Source organism: uncultured Brachyspira sp. (genome assembly GCF_910578695.1).
GTDB lineage: Bacteria > Spirochaetota > Brachyspiria > Brachyspirales > Brachyspiraceae > Brachyspira.
The window spans coordinates 1-17,720 of record NZ_CAJTQJ010000030.1; the positions used below are offsets into that span (position 1 = coordinate 1).

The following is a 17,720-nucleotide window of genomic DNA, read 5'->3' on the forward strand; positions in this document are numbered from 1 at the left end:
ACTAAAGTTATTAGCAGCTCGTTTATAGCTTTAAAAAATTTTATTTAATCCAATAATTACAAAGCATAATATTTCTATTGTATATATTAGTATATTAAAAAAATATTCAAGTAAATAAATATTGCTAATAAAAAATAATTGTAAATTTAAAAAAAATAATATAATATATTTCATTAGCTGTAAAAATATGTTGAAATAAATTTATATAAAATATATACTTATTAGTAATGATTATTAATATAATAATAAATATTAATTGGTAGGAGGTAAAAAATGAGTTGGATAGGTGCCATTATATTATTAAGCGTACTTGTATTTGTTCATGAGATGGGGCATTTGCTTGCAGGATTGGCGGTTGGAATAAAGGCTGAGGCTTTTTCAATAGGCTTCGGTCCTATACTTTTACAAAAACAAATCAAAGGAATAGATTTTAGATTCTCTGCTATACCTTTCGGGGGATACTGCAAATTTAAAGGAGAAATATCTGAAGATGGAAATGTAGAAGAAGGGGATTTTTTAAATATGTCGCCTCTTAAAAGAATAATAGTTTATTTTGCAGGACCTTTTTTTAATTATCTATTTGCCTTTTTGCTTTTAACTGTATTAGTTTCTCTTCCTTCAAGGGTAGATTTATATTCGCCTACTGTATCAGTATTCAAAGACGGAAAATATATGCATTCAAAATCAGGAATAACATTAGCTTATGAATATGGTTTGCAAAGCGGAGATACTATAACTGCTATAAATGGAATAAAAGTAGAATCTGATAATGATATATTAAAAACTATAAATGATGAGGCTATACAAAAGGCTTCTGAAAATATAACATTCACATTAAACAGAAACGGAGAATCTCTAAACATAGTAATACCTTCTGTTGAAATGTTAAAGGCATTAAGCGGAGAGAGAGCATTAGGATTATACTTTGGAAATGATCTTATAATAAAAAATGTAATTAATGATTCTGCTGCTTCTGAGGCGGGACTTATGGCAGGCGATAAAATTATAGCTATCAATGGAATGAATGCTAATAATATAGCAGATTTCAGACCTATAGTTATGGATAATGCTTATCAGAAAATAAATATAACAATATTAAGAAACGGAGAAGAGATTATAAGAGAGGCTATACCAAGACCTGTTAATTCAAAACAATTAGGTACTTACGGAAGTTTAGGAATAGAATTCGACAGCACTCCTATGAGAGTAGAAAGAGTTGAGGGAATACCATTTCCTAAATCGATACCTGCTGCATTCAAGGAAACAGGTAATTATATTGTATCATATATTAATGGGCTTAAACTTCTTTTCACTGGTAAATTATCAGTACGCGAAAATTTAGGAGGACCTGTCAGAATAATACAAATCTCTTCGCAGGTTATTTCTGTTGATATAGAGTACAGACTTAGAACTATACTTTCATTTACTGCTACTATAAGTTTAATACTTTTTCTTATGAATCTTCTTCCTCTTCCTGTAGTAGACGGCGGTATGATAGTATTTTCATTTATAGAACTTATTATGAGAAGACCTATAGACAGAAAAGTATTGACTAAAATACAGGCTGTAGGAGCTGCTTTCTTAATAACGCTTGCAATATTCATTACTATTAATGATATAACCCAGTTATTTAGATAAAATTTAAGTATAAACATAAAAGAGGCTTGCTTTTTTAGTAAGTCTCTTTTATATTAATATACAATAAAGTATTAAGAAAAATAACCAAATTAAAATATATAAATTTACAGAGAATACATAAAATATATGAAACTTTCAATAAGAAATTTAGCAAAAATAAAAGAAGCCGATATTGAAATAGGCGGAATTACAGTAATATGCGGAAATAATAATACAGGAAAAAGTACTGTAGGTAAGGCTTTATTTGCTATTTTTGAATCAAATTTCAATATAGAAGAAAAAATCAAAAGTGAAATAAAATCAAACATATTTTCCAATATAATCAAACCAACTTTGGTTATAACAGATTTTGATTATTTTAATGAAATTTTCAATCAATTTTTAAAAAAAATAAATTATCCTCATATAGTAAACAATAAAGAAATAGAATACTATATAACAAATTTTATTAACAAAATAGTTAAACATAATTTATCTTCTATTAATTATTCTTCTAATGTACTATATTCACAATGGATTAAAAAATTGGATGATGTACAATTAAAAATAGATAATAAAACAATTAATGAAATTATAAATAATATACATAAAATAATTAACACTCCATATAAAGAATTAATGAAAGAAATAATCACAAGATATTTTTCATATATATTTAATACACAAATTAATAATTTGTATGAAGAAAATAGCATATCTTACTTAGAATTAGAAATAAAAAAAAATAAATTTGATATCAAATTTAAAAATGATAAATGTATTGATATTAGTGAACAAATTTATATTAATAATAATATTTATTATATAGATAATCCTTTTATTATTGATAAAATTAATAATAGTTCTAATGGATATACACTTACAGAAAAAAAACTTATTAATACACTTAAAAAAGACTACACTAATAATATGCTTGAAAATATTATAGATTCAGTAAAAAATAAAGAAATTCTAAACAAAATAAAGAAACTATTTGATGATGCTGTTAATGGAAAAATTAATTCTATAGGCGGATTTTATTATTTAGATAAGGTTAGATTTGAAAACCTATCTACAGGAATAAAATCTTTTATTATAATTAGAATGCTTTTAGAAAACGGTTCTTTAAAAGAAAAAGATTTATTAGTATTAGATGAACCTGAAATACATCTGCATCCTGAGTGGCAATTATTATATGCAGAAACTATAGTATTGTTACAAAAATATTTAGATTTAACAATTACAATAACAACTCATAGCCCTTATTTTTTGGAAGCTATTAATGGATATTCTAAACTGCATAAAATACATAATAGAGTAAATTTTTATTTTGCTGAAGCTGATGATAATAATAATGTAACTATAAATAATGTTAATGATAATATAAACATAATATTTAAAAAAATGGCAGATCCTTTAAAAAAATTAAGAAATATGAGAATAGAAGAATTTGATAATTCAAAAAGTGAAGAATGAAAGAGAAAGTTTTAAAAGAAATTCATGATTATTTATTTCCTATTTTATTTACAAAAGAAAGTGAATATAACTTAATAAAAACATTAAAAGAATCTTCTTATTCAGAAGCAAATAATCAATATATGACTGAATCAAATTCTTTAGTAATAAAATGTGAAAACTTAAGAGATGCATATTGTGCATATAAAAAATATAGTCAGCAATTAAAATCAGTAGATGCTATATATAAATTTGAAAATAAAAAAATATATTTGATAGAATTTAAAAGTGGTGCTGTTAAGGGTAAAAATATTTTATATAAAGGAGAATCTGCATTTAATATTCTTAAAGATTTAGGCTTTTTTAATGATAAAAAATATCTGTCATATATAGTTGTTTATAACCCTAAAGATATAACTGTAGAAAGTTCTGAATTAGAAGATATTACAGATATTATGATTGATTTTTCTACTGATACAGAAGAAGACTATAAAGATTATAAAAATAAAGAACTTCATGATATATATTCATTAGAAGAAAAATTATTTAATGAAGCATATTTCTCTACTAAAGATGATTTTAATAACTATATTGTCAAAGAATTTGAAGAAGAAGAAAAATAAAAACTATAAATAATAATTTGTATTATCTTTCACTATGCTATATAATAAACTCTTAATTTTTTACATTAGGATAAAGCTGTATAATGAGCGAAAACTTGAAAAATAAAATACTAGAGCTTGTAAAAAGTGAAAATATAATAAAACCTACCAGATATTTAGGCGGCGAAATAAATGCTGTAATAAAACCTAATATGCCTTTTAAATTTGTTATGTGCTTTTCTGATATGTATGAAATAGCAATCAGCAATTTGGGGCTTTCTATACTTTATGAAGTTATTAACTCCATAGAATATGCTTCCTGCGAAAGAGTATATGCTGTTGCAGAAGACTTTGAAAAACTTTTAAGAGAAAAAAATATACCGCTTTATACTTTAGAGACTTTCAGCAGAGTAAAAGATGCTGATGTTTTGGGATTTACTTTGCAATATGAACTCATATATACGAATATACTTCAGGTATTAGAATTAAGTCAAATACCTATACATAGAGATGAAAGAGGAGATGATGTTCCTATAATAGCAGCAGGAGGACCAAGCGTATTTAACCCTTTTCCTTTAGCCGATTTTATTGATGTGTTTCTATTCGGGGAATTTGATTATGAGATGAAAAACTTTGCAGATATAATTTATAATCTCAAAAAAAACAAAGCTAAAAGAGATGATATTTTAAAAGAGCTTTCAAAATTAGAATATGCTTATGTACCTAAATACCCAAGAGAAAATGTAAAAAGAATATTCGTTGAAAATATTAATGATATGCCTTATGTGAAGAAGCCTTTAGTACCTCTTGTTGAAGGCATACAAAATAGAATATCAGTTGAAATAGCAAGAGGCTGTACTCATAGCTGCAGATTCTGTTTAGCTGGAATTACATACCGTCCTGTAAGAAACCGTACTATAGAAAAAATTGTTGATATAGCAATGGAATCTTTAGATGCTACAGGAGCAAATACTTTAAATTTATTTTCACTTTCCGCTGATGATTATCCTCATATTGCAGAATTAATAGAATATTTGCAGACATTAGGAGAACATAAGGGATTTTCTCTTTCTCTGCCTTCTCTTAGAATAGACTCATTTGATAAAGATACTGCAGACAGAATAGCACAGTTTAGAAAAACAGGTTTAACATTTGCATTAGAAGTAGGAAGCAGTGAATTAAGAGAAAAAATTAATAAATCAATGGACGAAGATGCCATATATAATATACTAGCCGATGTTCAAAAAATGGGCTGGAAAATAGTAAAAATTTATTTTATGATAGGTTTTACTAATAACCCTGAAAAAGAAGCTTATGATATAATAGAAGCACTTGAAAAAATGATTAAAGCATCAAATAATAAAGTAAAAATAAATGCGGCTATTAATGTATTTATTCCAAAGCCTCATACACCTTTAGAAAACAATAATCAGCTTACAGATGAGGAAGCAATTTATTATATAGGAAAAGTACGCGATCATTTCAAGGGTACTAAAGTTGCTGTAAAATATCATCCTCCAAGAATGGCAGAGATTGAAGGCATAATATCGAGAGGAGATGAAAGAGTAGGGGATATAATTTATAAGGCTTATAAGAAAGGTGCCAGATTCGATGCTTGGGCAGAATATTTCAAATATGATATTTGGAAATTGGCAGTAGAAGAAAGCGGATATACTATTAAAGAATTATTAAGTAAAAAAATAAATATGCCTTGGAAATGCATAGATACCCTTGTAAGTAAGACATTTTTTAAAAGAGAATATGAAAGATTTCAAAACGGCAAATTTACAGATTACTGCTTTACAGGAAATTGTCAGAACTGCGGTATAGATTATAAAAAATACTGTCATAAGTACAAAAAAGAAGTTTTAAATACTAACTTTACTCAAATGGCTGAAGAATTAAAAACTTTAAAGAAAAGGGATATTTTTGCTGTAAACTATAAAATATTAATGAAATTCAAAAAAGAAGGCATATCATCTCTTTTGGGTATGCATGATTTATCCCGTGTTATGATTTCTGCTTTAAAAATAGCTGGGGCAAGCATTTCATTAAGCAAAGGTTTTCATCCATTAGAAAAAGCAGTATTTACTCCGCCTATTCCATTTGCATGCGAAAGCGAGGCTGAATATATGGAAGTTAGTTTAACTGAGTTAGCAGATATAAACTTATTAAAAAATAAAATTAATAATTTACTTTCCCATATAGGCATAGAAATCATTAATGCAGTATCTGCTCCTGTAAATGCTAAAAATATTCAGTCTCTTCCAAAAAATACTGTTTACAAAATAGAAACTGATAATGATGAAGAAGCATTAAAAATATTATTAAACAAGGAAGATTTAAAAATAAAAGAAGAGAGAAAAGGCGATTATTTAGCTATAAAAAAAGATAATAATTTACTTATAACTCTTTTAGAAAGTAATGAAAAAGCCATAAGAATACGCGATATAAAAAGCTATCTTTCAAAAAATAATATTAATATAAAAAATATAAGAAAGTTAGAACTTATATAATTTGAGTTTTGTATATAAGCTATAAAATGAAAAGCTATTGAAAAATGAGAGGTATTGATGAGTAAATATTATTTGGAAAATGCATTACAAAGAAATAAAGAATATAAAAATAGTTTTGACATTCCTTCCAAAGAAAATATTAATTCCTTAAAGGCTTATGATTTAGTTAAATTAATTTTTACTGAAGAGAATAATGACAAAGAAATAATGTCTGAAAGAATGTGGACTATAATTACAGAAATAAACGGAGAAAATTTTACAGGCATATTAGATAATGAGCCTTATTATTTGAAAACTATAAAGTATGGGGATAAAGTAGTTTTTAAAAGTGAAAATATTATTGATATATATTAATATTTTATTTAATACTTGTAAATATTTACTATATATGACTATTAAGCCAGTCAATTATTTCTTTAGCAACATCATCTCTTTGCACATCATTAAGTATTTCATGTCTTCCGTCTTTATAAAGGCTTATATTAATATCATTCAAGCCTAATGATTTATACATTTCATACACCCATTTGACGCCATTGCCCATATCTCCTACAGGATCCTTATCGCCTGATATTAAAAGTATAGGAAAATTTTTATCCATAGCAGAATAATTTTCTTTATTTGAAATTTTATCTATAAGTTCAAATAATTGTATATAAGTTTCTATGCTTGCAGGCTTGTCTGCAAAATATTCATCTTCCTGTACTTTTTTAATTTCTTCTTTATCTGAAGTAAGCCATGCCAAATCTGATTGATCTTTAGGAAAGTATTTTTTTCCATAACCGCCTACAGATAATTTATCTAAAAGATATGCCCTTTTTCTTCCGCCGAATAATGTCTTTTGAATATTGGCTATAGTTTTTCCAAAATTTTCTATTCCTTTAGGTTTTCCTCTAGTACCCATTATTATAGCACCATTTAAATCTTTATGGTATTTAATTAAAAATCCCCTAGTAAGAAAAGAACCCATACTATGACCCATCATAAAATAAGGCAGATTAGGATAATCGGCTTTAGTATTTACCATTAAATGCTTCATATCTTCTATTATTAATTCATGTCCGTTTTTGTCCGAAATATGACCTATTTGATGCTTGCTTACAGTGCTTCTTCCAAATCCTCTATGATCATCTGCACATACTAAAAAACCTTCTTTATTGAGCTTTTCTGCTATCTCTTTATATCTTCCAGCATGCTCTCCCAAGCCATGAACTATTTGTACTATAGCTTTGGGTTTAACATCTGGTATAAAAAGATAAGTATACATTTTATGACCGTCATTTGATATTAAAACTCTATTAAGCATTTCCATAACAAATACTCCGAAAATTAATATTTAAAAAAACTATCAGCATTATTAATGATAATAAATTATATAGTATTTTTTTTCTTAATGCAATAAATATTTATCAATATTTAAAACATATAATTAAAGAGCTAAATAGATATACTTGCAAAAAAGAAAATTATATTTTAATATTTATTAGTAAATTCAAGGAGTTTTTATGAAAATTATAAATATTAATTCAAATAAATTATATTCAATTCTTATTATAATATTACCTATAGTTTTAATAATAGGTTTTTTAATATTTTCAAGCGTTACAATAATTTCTACAGGAGATGCAGGCATAAGAATCAGATTAGGCAAAGCTATATCTCAGGAAGAGCCCGGACTTCATTTTAGAATTCCTTTTATAGATATAATAAAAACTATGGAAGTGAGAGAACAAACTGTAGAAAAAACTTATGCGGTATCATCAAAAGATATGCAGACAATATCAATGACTTTAAATGTTCAGTATTCTATAGGGGCAGATGTTTTAGAGCTTTATAAAAAATTCGGACTTGATTATAGAAATAAATTAATTAATCCTAGAATATCAGAAAGTTTGAATGCTGTTTCTGCAAGATATACTATAGAAGAATTTATAACTAAAAGAAATGAAATGGCGTCTGAACTTTTAGAAGAAGTTATGAATGATTTTAGAGATTACGGAATTACAGTTGCAGCATGTTCTATAATAGAGCATGATTTTTCTGATGAGTTTGATCAGGCGATAGAAAGAAAATTAATAGCTTCGCAAAATGCACTAACTGCACAAAATGATTTAGAAAAAGTAAAATATGAAGCTGAAGCTGAAATAACAAAAGCAAAAGGCATATCTGAAGCAAATAGAATAATGCAGGAATCTTTAACTCCTCTTTTAATACAGAGAATGTATATAGAAAAATGGGATGGTAAAATGCCTCAGGTTTCAGGTTCAGGAGTTACTCCTATGATACAAGTAAAATAATGAAATTTTACAAGCATATTATAAATAGTATATTATCTTTAATATTTCCTAATCATTGTATAATATGCGGAGAGTTAATGCAAAATGAAAATATGAATTATGTATGCATTGACTGTATAAATAAAAATTTGAATTATATACATAAAGATGAATATATAAGATGTAAGAAATGCGGTAAAGTTTTAGAAAACGAAAACTCAATATGTATTTGCAAAGATGAAGAACTTTATTTCGATGAATGCAAATCTATGCTTTATTATAATAATCATACAATAGATTTGATTCATAAAATGAAGTTTTCTCATAGATATTTAATTTGCAAAGATTTTGCTGCTATGCTTAGCTATTATTATAAAGACTATATTAAAAATTATGATGCTGTAAGTTTTGTGCCTCTTGGAAAAAATAGGCTTTTAGAGAGAGGATATAATCAAAGCGAGATTATAGCAGAAACTATATCTAAAATTATAAATATAAAATTAATAGATGATATTATATACCGCAAAAAAGAGACTAAAGCATTAAGTTCATTAAACAGTAAAACAGAAAGGCTAAATATGATAAAAAATGCATTCATTGTAAATTATGATTATAATAAATATTCAGAAAAAATAAATCTTCTTATAGTAGATGATGTATTTACAACAGGAAGTACTTTAAATGAAATTTCAAAAGAGATTAAAAAATTAAAATGCATAAATAAAATAGGAGTATTAACTGCAGCTAGAACCTAAATATCAATACTGTCAATTATATTCATAGCATCTTTAAAATTTTTCTTTATAGCTTTTAATAGCTAATTTAATTGAGAAAGAATATTTATAAAAGTATTAAAATATAGAAGAATTTTTTTTATTTAATCTTTTTTAATCTCTTTTAAAACTTTCTCTTTCAATTCTAAATCATTCATCTTATCAGCAGCATTAATAAAATTATCATAAATAGTTTTTGAATATGTATTATGCTCATTAATGAAGGCTATTTTTATAAACTCCCATAATACTTTGGTTTTGTCATTAATATCTGTATTAATTATAATCTTTGAAGCATTATCTGTTATTGATAATCCTGCATGAATATTATAAAAAGCATTATTATTAATTATTTTTATATCTTCAATGTTTGTTAAAATAGTATTCAAAGCATCATCATACTTTGAAGCTCTTATTAAATTTTCTATATAGCTGCTTAAATATGAAACCAAATAAAATAAATACTTTTTTGATAATATTTGATTTTGTTTATTTTTATCATAATCATCTTTTGCAAGACTGTAAAGTTTTTTATTAGATTCTAGTTCTCCGTCTTTATTTCCTATTTCAATTTCAAAATCTCTAAGTCTCTCTAAATTAATTCTATCCCATTTTTCAATACTTGATTTCCATATATCTATGAGTTCATTATATAAATCTTTAAAACCCAATTCCAAAGCATAATGCATACAATATTGAATGCTTAATTTTTCTATATCAGATTCAAATTTTATATTGCTGTCATATCCTATACTGCAGTCCGTATTTGCTTTTTTTGCCTCTTCAAATAAATCCTTATTATCCTTACTGTATTTATTAAGTAAAAATGTTAAAGATTCTAATGCTATTCCTATGCCTTTATACTTTGAAGTTTTTCTGTCTTTTAATTCTTCATTAAATAAATGTATAATTATATTTTTTACAGCTTCTTTATTTAAAGCATTTAAATTTTTGTAATATATAATAGAAAAAGAAAGTCTAGCCCTTAATAAATAATTTTTATCAACTTCATCTTCAATATCATTTGAATATTTATCTATCAAAGAATTATATTTTTCTTTATCATCAAAAAAATTATTTACTATATTATCAAAATCATTCTGATACATTTCCAAAACTTTCAATAGTTTTTCTTGAAATACTTGCATTATTAAACTCCTAATTTTAAAACTATATCAGTAAAATATAAATTTGTCAAAAAATTATTTTATAAAAGAAATAAAAAATATTATACTCTATTATAAAAAATATAAATTGCAAAAAAGCTTCATAAAAAATAAAATTAACTATAAATCATATATATTATTTTTTTATAAAACTCATTTTAAACATATAAAAAAATTATGTTTTTATATATTTAAGTACTTTCAAAGAAAATTATATTTATATTGAAAAAATTAAACTATAATCTATTTTTCTGCCAAATACTGATTTATAAAATAACCAACTCCGTCTTCTTCATTAGTTTTTGTTATATATCTGCATTTTTCTTTTACTATATCCTCAGCATTTTCTACAGCAACAGATATGCCTGCAAATTCAAGCATTTCCAAATCATTATTATTATCCCCAAAAGCCATTATATTATTTGAAGAAATATTATATTTATCTGCTAAATAGCTTAATGCCTTAGCTTTTGAAACATTAGGACTATGAACTTCCAAATAAACAGGTCTTGAAAATGTATAATATATACTATTTCCAAAAGTTTGATTTAATTCTTCAGCTATCTCTTTTAATAAATTATTTTCGCCTATAAACATAAATTTACTGAAAGAAAAATCTTCTATATTATCAAAGCCGATAGTATAATTATCTATTTTTGCTATTGATATATAAAAATTTATCCATCTTTCATCATAAAAACCTATATTCCATCTATCTGCTAAAAAGCCCTGATGATATATATTATATTTTTCAGCAATATTTATAAGCTCCTTTCCTATAGAAGCATTTAAATTCTCTTGATATATAATATTATAGTTCTTATCTGTTATAACAGCCCCATTAAATGATATAAGTTCAGTATCTATATTTAGTTCGCATAAAAATTTAAAAGCTGCTGAAGTAGGTCTGCCTGTAGATAATATTATTTTTATACCTCTTTCAGCTGCTTTTTTTATAATGCTTTTATTATATTCACTTATTTGATGATTATTATTTAATAAAGTACCGTCCAAATCTGTGGCTATAAGCTTAATATTATTCAAAAATTATCTCCAATATTTAAGTATCTCTTCTTTAAATTTTCCAGCTTCTTTGGAAGGCTCTTCAGCATCTCTTATGCTTCTTCCTGTAATAAAAGCAAATACATCAATATCTTTAAAAAGTTTTAAAGTATCTATTTCAAGACCTCCTGTAACAGAAACTTTAAATCCCATTTCAGTTAATTTCTTTATTTTTTCTAAATCATTATCAGACCAAGTTTGACCTGCTAAAAGTGCATCTCTGCTTTGATGATATACAGCCTGAGTAATGCCTGCTTCTTTCCAAGCCTTAGCATTATCAAAAGTCCAATCTCCGTAAAGCTCAACTTGAAGTTCTTTAACTTCTTTTAAAGCAGCTTTCATAGTAGGTATTGTAGCAGAACATATAACAGTCATCCAATCAGCCCCTGCATCAGCACACATTTTAGCAACGGTACCGCCTGCATCAGCACATTTAGTATCAGCCAATATTATTTTTTCCGGATATAAAGCCCTTAAACATCTTACAGCCTCCATTCCTTCAGCTAAACAAAGTATAGTTCCTGCTTCTATAATATCAACTTTATTTCCGACAGCCTTAACAGATTTTAAAGCTCCGCTTAAAGAAGTATTATCTAATGCAATTTGTAATAAAGGTACAGCCATATTTTTTCTCCTAAAAAATCATTAATATTATCAATTTTGTCCGTAATAAGCATTTGATCCGTGCTTTCTAAAATAATGCTTATCAAGTAAATACTGTTCTGCAGATTTTATTTCTGGGTTTATCTGTATAGTTCTGTATGCCATTTTAGCAAGCTCTTCCATAACAACAGCATTATAAACAGCTTCTTTAGCATCTTTTCCCCAAGCAAAAGGACCATGAGAAGCTATTATAATTCCGGGTATATTCATAGGATTTATATTTCTCTTTTTTAGAGTTTCTATGATAACAAGTCCTGTATTTTTTTCATATTCCCCTTCTATTTCATCTTTTGTTAAAGCTCTTGCACAAGGTATATCTCCGTAAAAATAATCAGCATGAGTTGTACCCAAAGCAGGTATATCTTTTCTAGCTTGTGCCCAGCTTACAGCATAGCTTGAATGAGTATGCACTATACCGCCTATTTCAGGAAATGCTTTATATAATTCTATATGAGTAGCAGTATCAGAAGAGGGCTTGTACTTTCCTTCTAATTTTTTTCCTTCTAAATCCAAAATCACCATATCTTCTGCTTTCATTGTATCATAATCAACTCCGCTTGGCTTAATAGCGAATGCTTTAGATTCTCTGTCTAGTCCGCTTACATTTCCCCAAGTATATATTACAAGTTTTTTTTTGACTAATTCAAGATTCTCTTCAAATACTATTTTTTTTAACTCTTCAAGCATATCTTAATAAAATCCTCCCTCTTTCATTTTTTCTAATACCCATTTTTTCTCTTTTATAACATATTCTTTAGGATTATCAGCTTTTTCAGTCCACATTTCAATCATAAAAGTACCATTATAGTTAAGCTCTTTTAATAATTTAAAGCATTTTACAAAATCTACGCAGCCCTCTCCAAAAGGCACTTCTTTAAACTTTCCTTCAAAATTTTCTGTAGGTGCTAAAGTATCTTTAATATGTATTGCTGTAATTTTATGAATTCCTTTTCTTATCTCTTCTTCAACATCATTTCCCCAAGCAGTTAAATTACCTAAATCAGGATAAACTGTAAGCCAAGGACTATTGCAAATCTTATCATATTCCAAAAATTTAGTTATAGAGTTCAAAAAAGGAGTATCCATAATTTCTATAGCAAGCATTACCTGATATTTAGCAGCCATTTCCAAAGATTTTTTTAATCCTTCTATAAATAACTGCTTTGTCTCTTCATCTCCTTTCTCATAATAAACATCATAGCCAGCCAATTGTATTATTCTTATACCTATATCGCCTGCAAATATGAGGGCTTTCTCCATAAGCTCCATAGCTTTTTTTCTGGTATCCGAATTTTTGCTTCCCATAGGAAATCTTCTATGTCCGCTGAAACACATAGTAGGTATTTTTATACCTGTTTCAAATATAGATTTTACTAAATCTTCTCTTTCTTTTTTGCTCCAATCTAATCTTTTAAGTCTTTCATCAGTTTCATCTATAGATATTTCTACAAAATCAAATCCTAATTCTTTAGCATCTAATAATCTCTGATGCCATGATATATTTTTTCCTAATGCTTTTTCATATATTCCAAATAAATTATTGATAACAGCACCCTCCTGCATAATTAAAAAAATAAGGAAATAATTAATTAATATTTCCCTATTATAAAAATTATCATTTATTTTTTAAATCCTCTAAATATCCAGATTCATTAAGTTTTTGTTTAAACTCTGGTTCGGATAGAACATTTTTAATTCCAATAACTCTTACACCCTTTTCAATTGCATCTTTAAACATATCAATAAAATTTAAAGGACAAAATACCAAGTCATAATTAATAGCTGTACTTTTACCCTCAGATAAAGCACAATGATGAACATTTGCCCCATCAATACCTAATGACTTAAGAGACTTTTCAGCAGTCATTTTCATCATCAAGCTAGTACCAGAACCATTAGCACAAGCAACTAAAACTTTTAGCATAATAATATCTCCTTAAAATAAAATATTTAAGCATTTGCTTTTTGTTGTTTTTCTTTCATTTTTTCTTTATAAGCCTCATAATCATCAGTAATTAAGAAATATGTATCTTTGTTTCTCATATACTGTATTTGAGGTATGGCTATTAATACTATAACTATAATACCCACACCTGCAAATCCTAAATATTTCATAACAACTGTGAATGAAGGCCATAATACTGCCCAATCCCACATACCTAAATAACCGCCGTAAGCAGCAAGTCCTACCCAATAGGATATAAAAGCAGAGCCGAATACCTGACATAATCCTGATATAAAAGGAAGTATGCATGCTGCCTTAATACCGCCTCTATTATTTGCAAATACTGCTATAGTTGCATTATCAAAAAATACAGGTATAAATCCTGCTATTATCAAAACAGGGCTTTTCATAAGCATTAATATAATAATAGCTAGAAATTGTCCTGCCGCACCAAATAATAAGCCTATAGTAACAGCATTTGGAGAACCGAAGCCGAAAGTAGCAGCACAGTCTATGCCGGGAACAGCTCCGGGAAGAAGTCTTGTAGATATTCCCTGAAAAGACTGTGTTAATTCAGTAACAAATGTTCTAACACCTAATTGAAGTATAGCCAAATATACAGCAAAATTTAAAGCTGTAGTTAATGTATAGAAAAAGAAACTTTGATTTTGTCTCATAAAATTATTAGCTATTAAATAATCTCTTCCCAAAGTTATTAATATTATTCCAAAGAATACCAACATTAATATAGAAGTAGATACCATATTTTCATTAAAAATTGATAAAAAGCCTGGTAATTTAATATCTTCTAATTTTTTACTGTCCCCTTTTCCTTTTAATTTTTCAGCTATAGTAGAAAATATTTTTAAAGCGAATATCTGCTGATGAGCAACACAAAATCCGCCGCCTTCAGTCAAATCCTGCGTAATTTCTACTGTCAAATTAGAACCTACAGCCCAATATAAGCCAAGAAGTATACTCATTATTATAAGTATAGGAGTATCGCCTAATTGAGGGAAACAGAAAAATATCAGCCAAAAAGCTGTAGCTGCCTGCTGTATCTGTACATTTCCTGTAGTAAATATAGAGCGTATTTTTGTAACTTTTCTAAAGGCAACCAAAATAATATTAAAAATAAATGCTATCAAAAGCAAAAGCATTACCTGAGAAAAAGATTTTCCTATAGCCTCCATTGCAGACTGAACGGCATTTTGTCCGTAATAAGGATCTATAACAGTTGCCTGCAGATTAAACTTATCTTTAAGCCCTACAAGTATAGGTCTGAAATTATTTACAAGTCCTCCTGAACCTACAGAAAGTATTAAGTATCCTACTGTAGCTTTTAAAAAGCCTGCTAAAGATTCATACCAAGGCTTTTTTAAAAGAATATATCCTATTAATACTATAAAGCCTATAAAATATGCAGGCTGCGTAAGTATGTTCTGTGCGATATATGTCCATATTTTTAATAAAATTTCCATATCATCATCTCCTTAAAATTTTAATTATTTTATATAAATTATAATTAATTATAATTATAGCATAGAGCGGAAAGGAATATTCTGCTCATATTCAAAGCAGTCATCAAAGCCTCTTGGATGATGATACTGAGTCAAATCTTTATCTCTAGGATAAACATATTTTCCTCCTACTTCCCATATAAACGGCTTAAATTTATATTGAAGTCTGTTTTTTTTCATTTCATAAAGCATTTCTATTTCTCTTGTATCAGCCATAAAATTAGTCCATACATCATAATGTATAGGTATAACAACTTTACATCTTAAAGCTTCAGCCATTCTGAGAATATCAACAGAAGTCATTTTATCTGCTATGCCTATAGGATTCTCTCCGTAAGAGCCTAAAGCAACATCAATATCAAAATCTTTGCCGTGTTTAGCAAAATATATAGAATAATGAGAATCTCCGCTATGATATATATTTCCGCCTGAAGTTTTAATAATATAATTTACAGCTTTAGTATCCATTTCAGGAACAGTATTTCTTAAATCATCAGGAGGGGCAGTTACTAAGCAGGTTCTGTCAAAAGAATCTACAGCTATTATTTCAGTATCTTTGATTTTTATAGAATCGCCGGGCTTTACAACTATGCATCTGTCAGCAGGAACGCCCCATTCAATCCATTTTTCTACAGAATATTTAGGACCTATAAAAGGTATAGGCTCTTTAATATTTTTCATAACAGCAGCAGCAACATTTATATCTATATGATCATTATGATAATGAGTTGATAATACGGCATCTAATTTTTTTATTGCAAAAGGATCTATAACAAAAGGTGAGGCTCTAAGATTGGGCTGCAGTTTTCTTACGCCTGCCATATTAGCCATTTGATGTCCTGCAACCATATTTTTAGTTTTCTTTGTTCTTTTCCCATTACCGCACCATAAATCTATACATAAATTAGTATTTTCCTGTGTTTTTATCCAAATACCTACACATCCAAGCCACCACATAGCAAATGTATTAGGTTCTACAATTTCTTCTTCTATCTCTTCATTAAGCCAAGTTCCCCATTCTGGAAAACTGTCTAATATCCAGCCTTCTCTAGTAATTGAATCAATTTTACTCATACTCTCCTCCTATGCCTGATTATCTTTATAATTAACGTATAAAATGCAGAAGACAGCAAAATTTCATACTATATTAAGTATAATAGATTTTATAATTTATTTCAATTTTATAATATACAAAAATTCAGATGCTATTTTTTATGATAAAAGTTTTTTGTTATAAAAACTTATTCATTTTTTAAAATATTATTTATATTTTAATAAGCAGAGTATTAATACATTAATTTAATGTTATTTTGTTAATAAAATATATTAATGTTATAAAAAATAAAATAAATATTTAAACTATAGAACATTATATAATCAATAATATTAGTTATAGAATAAAGAAACAGCATAAATATATATATTAATTTAATTATTAAAAAATATATATCACTGTAATATTATATCGTATATTTCTAAATCAGTTAATTCATCATACATTATTCTTTTAATTTTTTCGCTTTCATTCAGTAAATCAGCTATTTCTCCCATTAAATCCTGATGCTTATCATTATTTTCAGCAGCTAATGTAAATAGCAGAAAAATTCTATTTTTTTCATCAAAATCAAAACCATTTTTAATTTTTAAAAGAGTAATTCCATTTTTTATAACCCCATCTTCAGGTCTTGCATGCGACATAGCCATTCCGTCGCCAAGTATAATATATGGTCCTTTTTCCTTTATATTATTAATAATACAATCAACATATCTAGGCTCTATGCATCTGTTTTCAATTAAAAGTTCTGCTCCCTTTCTTACAGCCTCTTCCCAATCATTCACATTATCAACTATATCTATTTTATTTCTAATAAGTTCTTTTAACATATACAGCTCCAAAATAATAAACTTTTAATTCTTAAAATATTATACTTTTATTTTTATTATTTGTCAATTGTTATTTTTTATGTACCTAAATAGTTTCAAAAAATAAATATCAATATTTTAACATATATATGTATAAATTCCGATAATAAGTAGTTGAAATTATAACTATTTTAATATAAATAGGTTATATATATAATAATGTAAATTATATTTATAAACAGGAATTATATATTTGCGTAAG

At 26.7% G+C, this 17,720-nt stretch carries 17 protein-coding genes; 7 read left to right on the forward strand and 10 right to left on the reverse strand.

Annotation, left to right across the window (positions count from 1 at the left end):
* Window positions 1–273 precede the first annotated feature (273 nt).
* From rseP to QZ288_RS08585, 5 genes are all read left to right on the forward strand, one after another.
* Window positions 274–1,638: an RIP metalloprotease RseP gene (gene rseP, locus QZ288_RS08565; protein ID WP_295157718.1), complete on the forward strand. Its 1,365-nt coding sequence runs from the start codon at window positions 274–276 to the stop codon at window positions 1,636–1,638.
* Window positions 1,639–1,764: 126 nt separating this feature from the next.
* Window positions 1,765–3,093, forward strand: a complete 1,329-nt coding sequence (locus tag QZ288_RS08570) for an AAA family ATPase (protein ID WP_295157722.1) — start codon at window positions 1,765–1,767, stop codon at window positions 3,091–3,093.
* Entirely contained in the window at window positions 3,090–3,695 is a 606-nt protein-coding gene (locus QZ288_RS08575; protein ID WP_295157723.1) for a hypothetical protein, read from the forward strand. The genes QZ288_RS08570 and QZ288_RS08575 overlap by 4 nt, the downstream gene beginning before the upstream one ends.
* Window positions 3,696–3,778: 83 nt before the next feature.
* The gene (locus tag QZ288_RS08580) at window positions 3,779–6,190 is read left to right on the forward strand and encodes a TIGR03960 family B12-binding radical SAM protein (RefSeq protein WP_295157726.1); all 2,412 of its coding nucleotides are present in this window, start codon (window positions 3,779–3,781) and stop codon (window positions 6,188–6,190) included.
* A 57-nt stretch (window positions 6,191–6,247) separates the two neighbouring features.
* Complete coding sequence (locus QZ288_RS08585; protein WP_295157729.1) at window positions 6,248–6,544, forward strand: DUF2314 domain-containing protein; 297 nt, start codon at window positions 6,248–6,250, stop codon at window positions 6,542–6,544.
* Between the two features lie 28 nt (window positions 6,545–6,572).
* Here the strand turns inward: QZ288_RS08585 and QZ288_RS08590 are convergent, their stop codons facing one another.
* Window positions 6,573–7,502: an alpha/beta fold hydrolase gene (locus tag QZ288_RS08590; RefSeq protein WP_295157732.1), complete on the reverse strand. Its 930-nt coding sequence runs from the start codon at window positions 7,500–7,502 to the stop codon at window positions 6,573–6,575.
* Window positions 7,503–7,695: 193 nt separating this feature from the next.
* Here QZ288_RS08590 and QZ288_RS08595 point away from each other — a divergent pair, with 193 nt between their 5' ends.
* A complete protein-coding gene (locus QZ288_RS08595; RefSeq protein WP_295157735.1) occupies window positions 7,696–8,487 on the forward strand; it encodes a prohibitin family protein in 792 nt (263 codons plus the stop codon).
* Window positions 8,487–9,221, forward strand: coding sequence for a ComF family protein (locus QZ288_RS08600; RefSeq protein ID WP_295157738.1), 735 nt, complete (start codon window positions 8,487–8,489; stop codon window positions 9,219–9,221). Before QZ288_RS08595 ends, QZ288_RS08600 begins: the two co-directional genes overlap by 1 nt.
* A gap of 122 nt (window positions 9,222–9,343) precedes the next feature.
* On the opposite strand, the gene QZ288_RS08605 is transcribed toward QZ288_RS08600, so the two are convergent.
* The 9 genes from QZ288_RS08605 to QZ288_RS08645 all read right to left on the reverse strand — a co-directional run bounded on the left by QZ288_RS08605 (window position 9,344) and on the right by QZ288_RS08645 (window position 17,479).
* Window positions 9,344–10,387 carry a hypothetical protein gene (locus tag QZ288_RS08605; protein WP_295157741.1) on the reverse strand — a complete coding sequence of 348 codons (1,044 nt, stop codon included), beginning with the start codon at window positions 10,385–10,387 and terminating at the stop codon, window positions 9,344–9,346.
* Between the two features lie 261 nt (window positions 10,388–10,648).
* Window positions 10,649–11,449 carry a Cof-type HAD-IIB family hydrolase gene (locus tag QZ288_RS08610; protein WP_295157742.1) on the reverse strand — a complete coding sequence of 267 codons (801 nt, stop codon included), beginning with the start codon at window positions 11,447–11,449 and terminating at the stop codon, window positions 10,649–10,651.
* 3 nt (window positions 11,450–11,452) lie between these two features.
* Complete coding sequence (locus tag QZ288_RS08615; RefSeq protein WP_295157745.1) at window positions 11,453–12,091, reverse strand: 3-keto-L-gulonate-6-phosphate decarboxylase UlaD; 639 nt, start codon at window positions 12,089–12,091, stop codon at window positions 11,453–11,455.
* Between the two features lie 30 nt (window positions 12,092–12,121).
* The gene (locus QZ288_RS08620; protein ID WP_295157748.1) at window positions 12,122–12,817 is read right to left on the reverse strand and encodes an L-ribulose-5-phosphate 4-epimerase; all 696 of its coding nucleotides are present in this window, start codon (window positions 12,815–12,817) and stop codon (window positions 12,122–12,124) included.
* A 3-nt stretch (window positions 12,818–12,820) separates the two neighbouring features.
* A complete protein-coding gene (locus QZ288_RS08625; protein ID WP_295157751.1) occupies window positions 12,821–13,693 on the reverse strand; it encodes an L-ribulose-5-phosphate 3-epimerase in 873 nt (290 codons plus the stop codon).
* Window positions 13,694–13,745: 52 nt separating this feature from the next.
* Window positions 13,746–14,054, reverse strand: a complete 309-nt coding sequence (locus tag QZ288_RS08630; RefSeq protein ID WP_295157754.1) for a PTS sugar transporter subunit IIB — start codon at window positions 14,052–14,054, stop codon at window positions 13,746–13,748.
* A gap of 26 nt (window positions 14,055–14,080) precedes the next feature.
* Window positions 14,081–15,556: a PTS ascorbate transporter subunit IIC gene (locus QZ288_RS08635; protein ID WP_295157757.1), complete on the reverse strand. Its 1,476-nt coding sequence runs from the start codon at window positions 15,554–15,556 to the stop codon at window positions 14,081–14,083.
* A 54-nt stretch (window positions 15,557–15,610) separates the two neighbouring features.
* Window positions 15,611–16,669, reverse strand: coding sequence for an L-ascorbate 6-phosphate lactonase (gene ulaG / locus QZ288_RS08640; RefSeq protein WP_295157759.1), 1,059 nt, complete (start codon window positions 16,667–16,669; stop codon window positions 15,611–15,613).
* Between the two features lie 375 nt (window positions 16,670–17,044).
* Window positions 17,045–17,479 (reverse strand): PTS sugar transporter subunit IIA, encoded by a 435-nt coding sequence (locus tag QZ288_RS08645; RefSeq protein WP_295157762.1) that lies wholly within the window; start codon window positions 17,477–17,479, stop codon window positions 17,045–17,047.
* Window positions 17,480–17,720: the final 241 nt, after the last annotated feature.

Excerpts from the sequence above, each read along its gene's own strand:
- rseP (WP_295157718.1), top strand. The coding sequence starts at position 274 with ATGAGTTGGATAGGTGCCATTATATTATTAAGCGTACTTGTATTTGTT.
- QZ288_RS08570 (WP_295157722.1), top strand. The coding sequence starts at position 1,765 with ATGAAACTTTCAATAAGAAATTTAGCAAAAATAAAAGAAGCCGATATT.
- QZ288_RS08575 (WP_295157723.1), top strand. The coding sequence starts at position 3,090 with ATGAAAGAGAAAGTTTTAAAAGAAATTCATGATTATTTATTTCCTATT.
- QZ288_RS08580 (WP_295157726.1), top strand. The coding sequence starts at position 3,779 with ATGAGCGAAAACTTGAAAAATAAAATACTAGAGCTTGTAAAAAGTGAA.
- QZ288_RS08585 (WP_295157729.1), top strand. The coding sequence starts at position 6,248 with ATGAGTAAATATTATTTGGAAAATGCATTACAAAGAAATAAAGAATAT.
- QZ288_RS08590 (WP_295157732.1), bottom strand. The coding sequence starts at position 7,502 with ATGGAAATGCTTAATAGAGTTTTAATATCAAATGACGGTCATAAAATG.
- QZ288_RS08595 (WP_295157735.1), top strand. The coding sequence starts at position 7,696 with ATGAAAATTATAAATATTAATTCAAATAAATTATATTCAATTCTTATT.
- QZ288_RS08600 (WP_295157738.1), top strand. The coding sequence starts at position 8,487 with ATGAAATTTTACAAGCATATTATAAATAGTATATTATCTTTAATATTT.
- QZ288_RS08605 (WP_295157741.1), bottom strand. The coding sequence starts at position 10,387 with ATGCAAGTATTTCAAGAAAAACTATTGAAAGTTTTGGAAATGTATCAG.
- QZ288_RS08615 (WP_295157745.1), bottom strand. The coding sequence starts at position 12,091 with ATGGCTGTACCTTTATTACAAATTGCATTAGATAATACTTCTTTAAGC.
- QZ288_RS08620 (WP_295157748.1), bottom strand. The coding sequence starts at position 12,817 with ATGCTTGAAGAGTTAAAAAAAATAGTATTTGAAGAGAATCTTGAATTA.
- QZ288_RS08625 (WP_295157751.1), bottom strand. The coding sequence starts at position 13,693 with ATGCAGGAGGGTGCTGTTATCAATAATTTATTTGGAATATATGAAAAA.
- QZ288_RS08630 (WP_295157754.1), bottom strand. The coding sequence starts at position 14,054 with ATGCTAAAAGTTTTAGTTGCTTGTGCTAATGGTTCTGGTACTAGCTTG.
- QZ288_RS08635 (WP_295157757.1), bottom strand. The coding sequence starts at position 15,556 with ATGGAAATTTTATTAAAAATATGGACATATATCGCACAGAACATACTT.
- ulaG (WP_295157759.1), bottom strand. The coding sequence starts at position 16,669 with ATGAGTAAAATTGATTCAATTACTAGAGAAGGCTGGATATTAGACAGT.
- QZ288_RS08645 (WP_295157762.1), bottom strand. The coding sequence starts at position 17,479 with ATGTTAAAAGAACTTATTAGAAATAAAATAGATATAGTTGATAATGTG.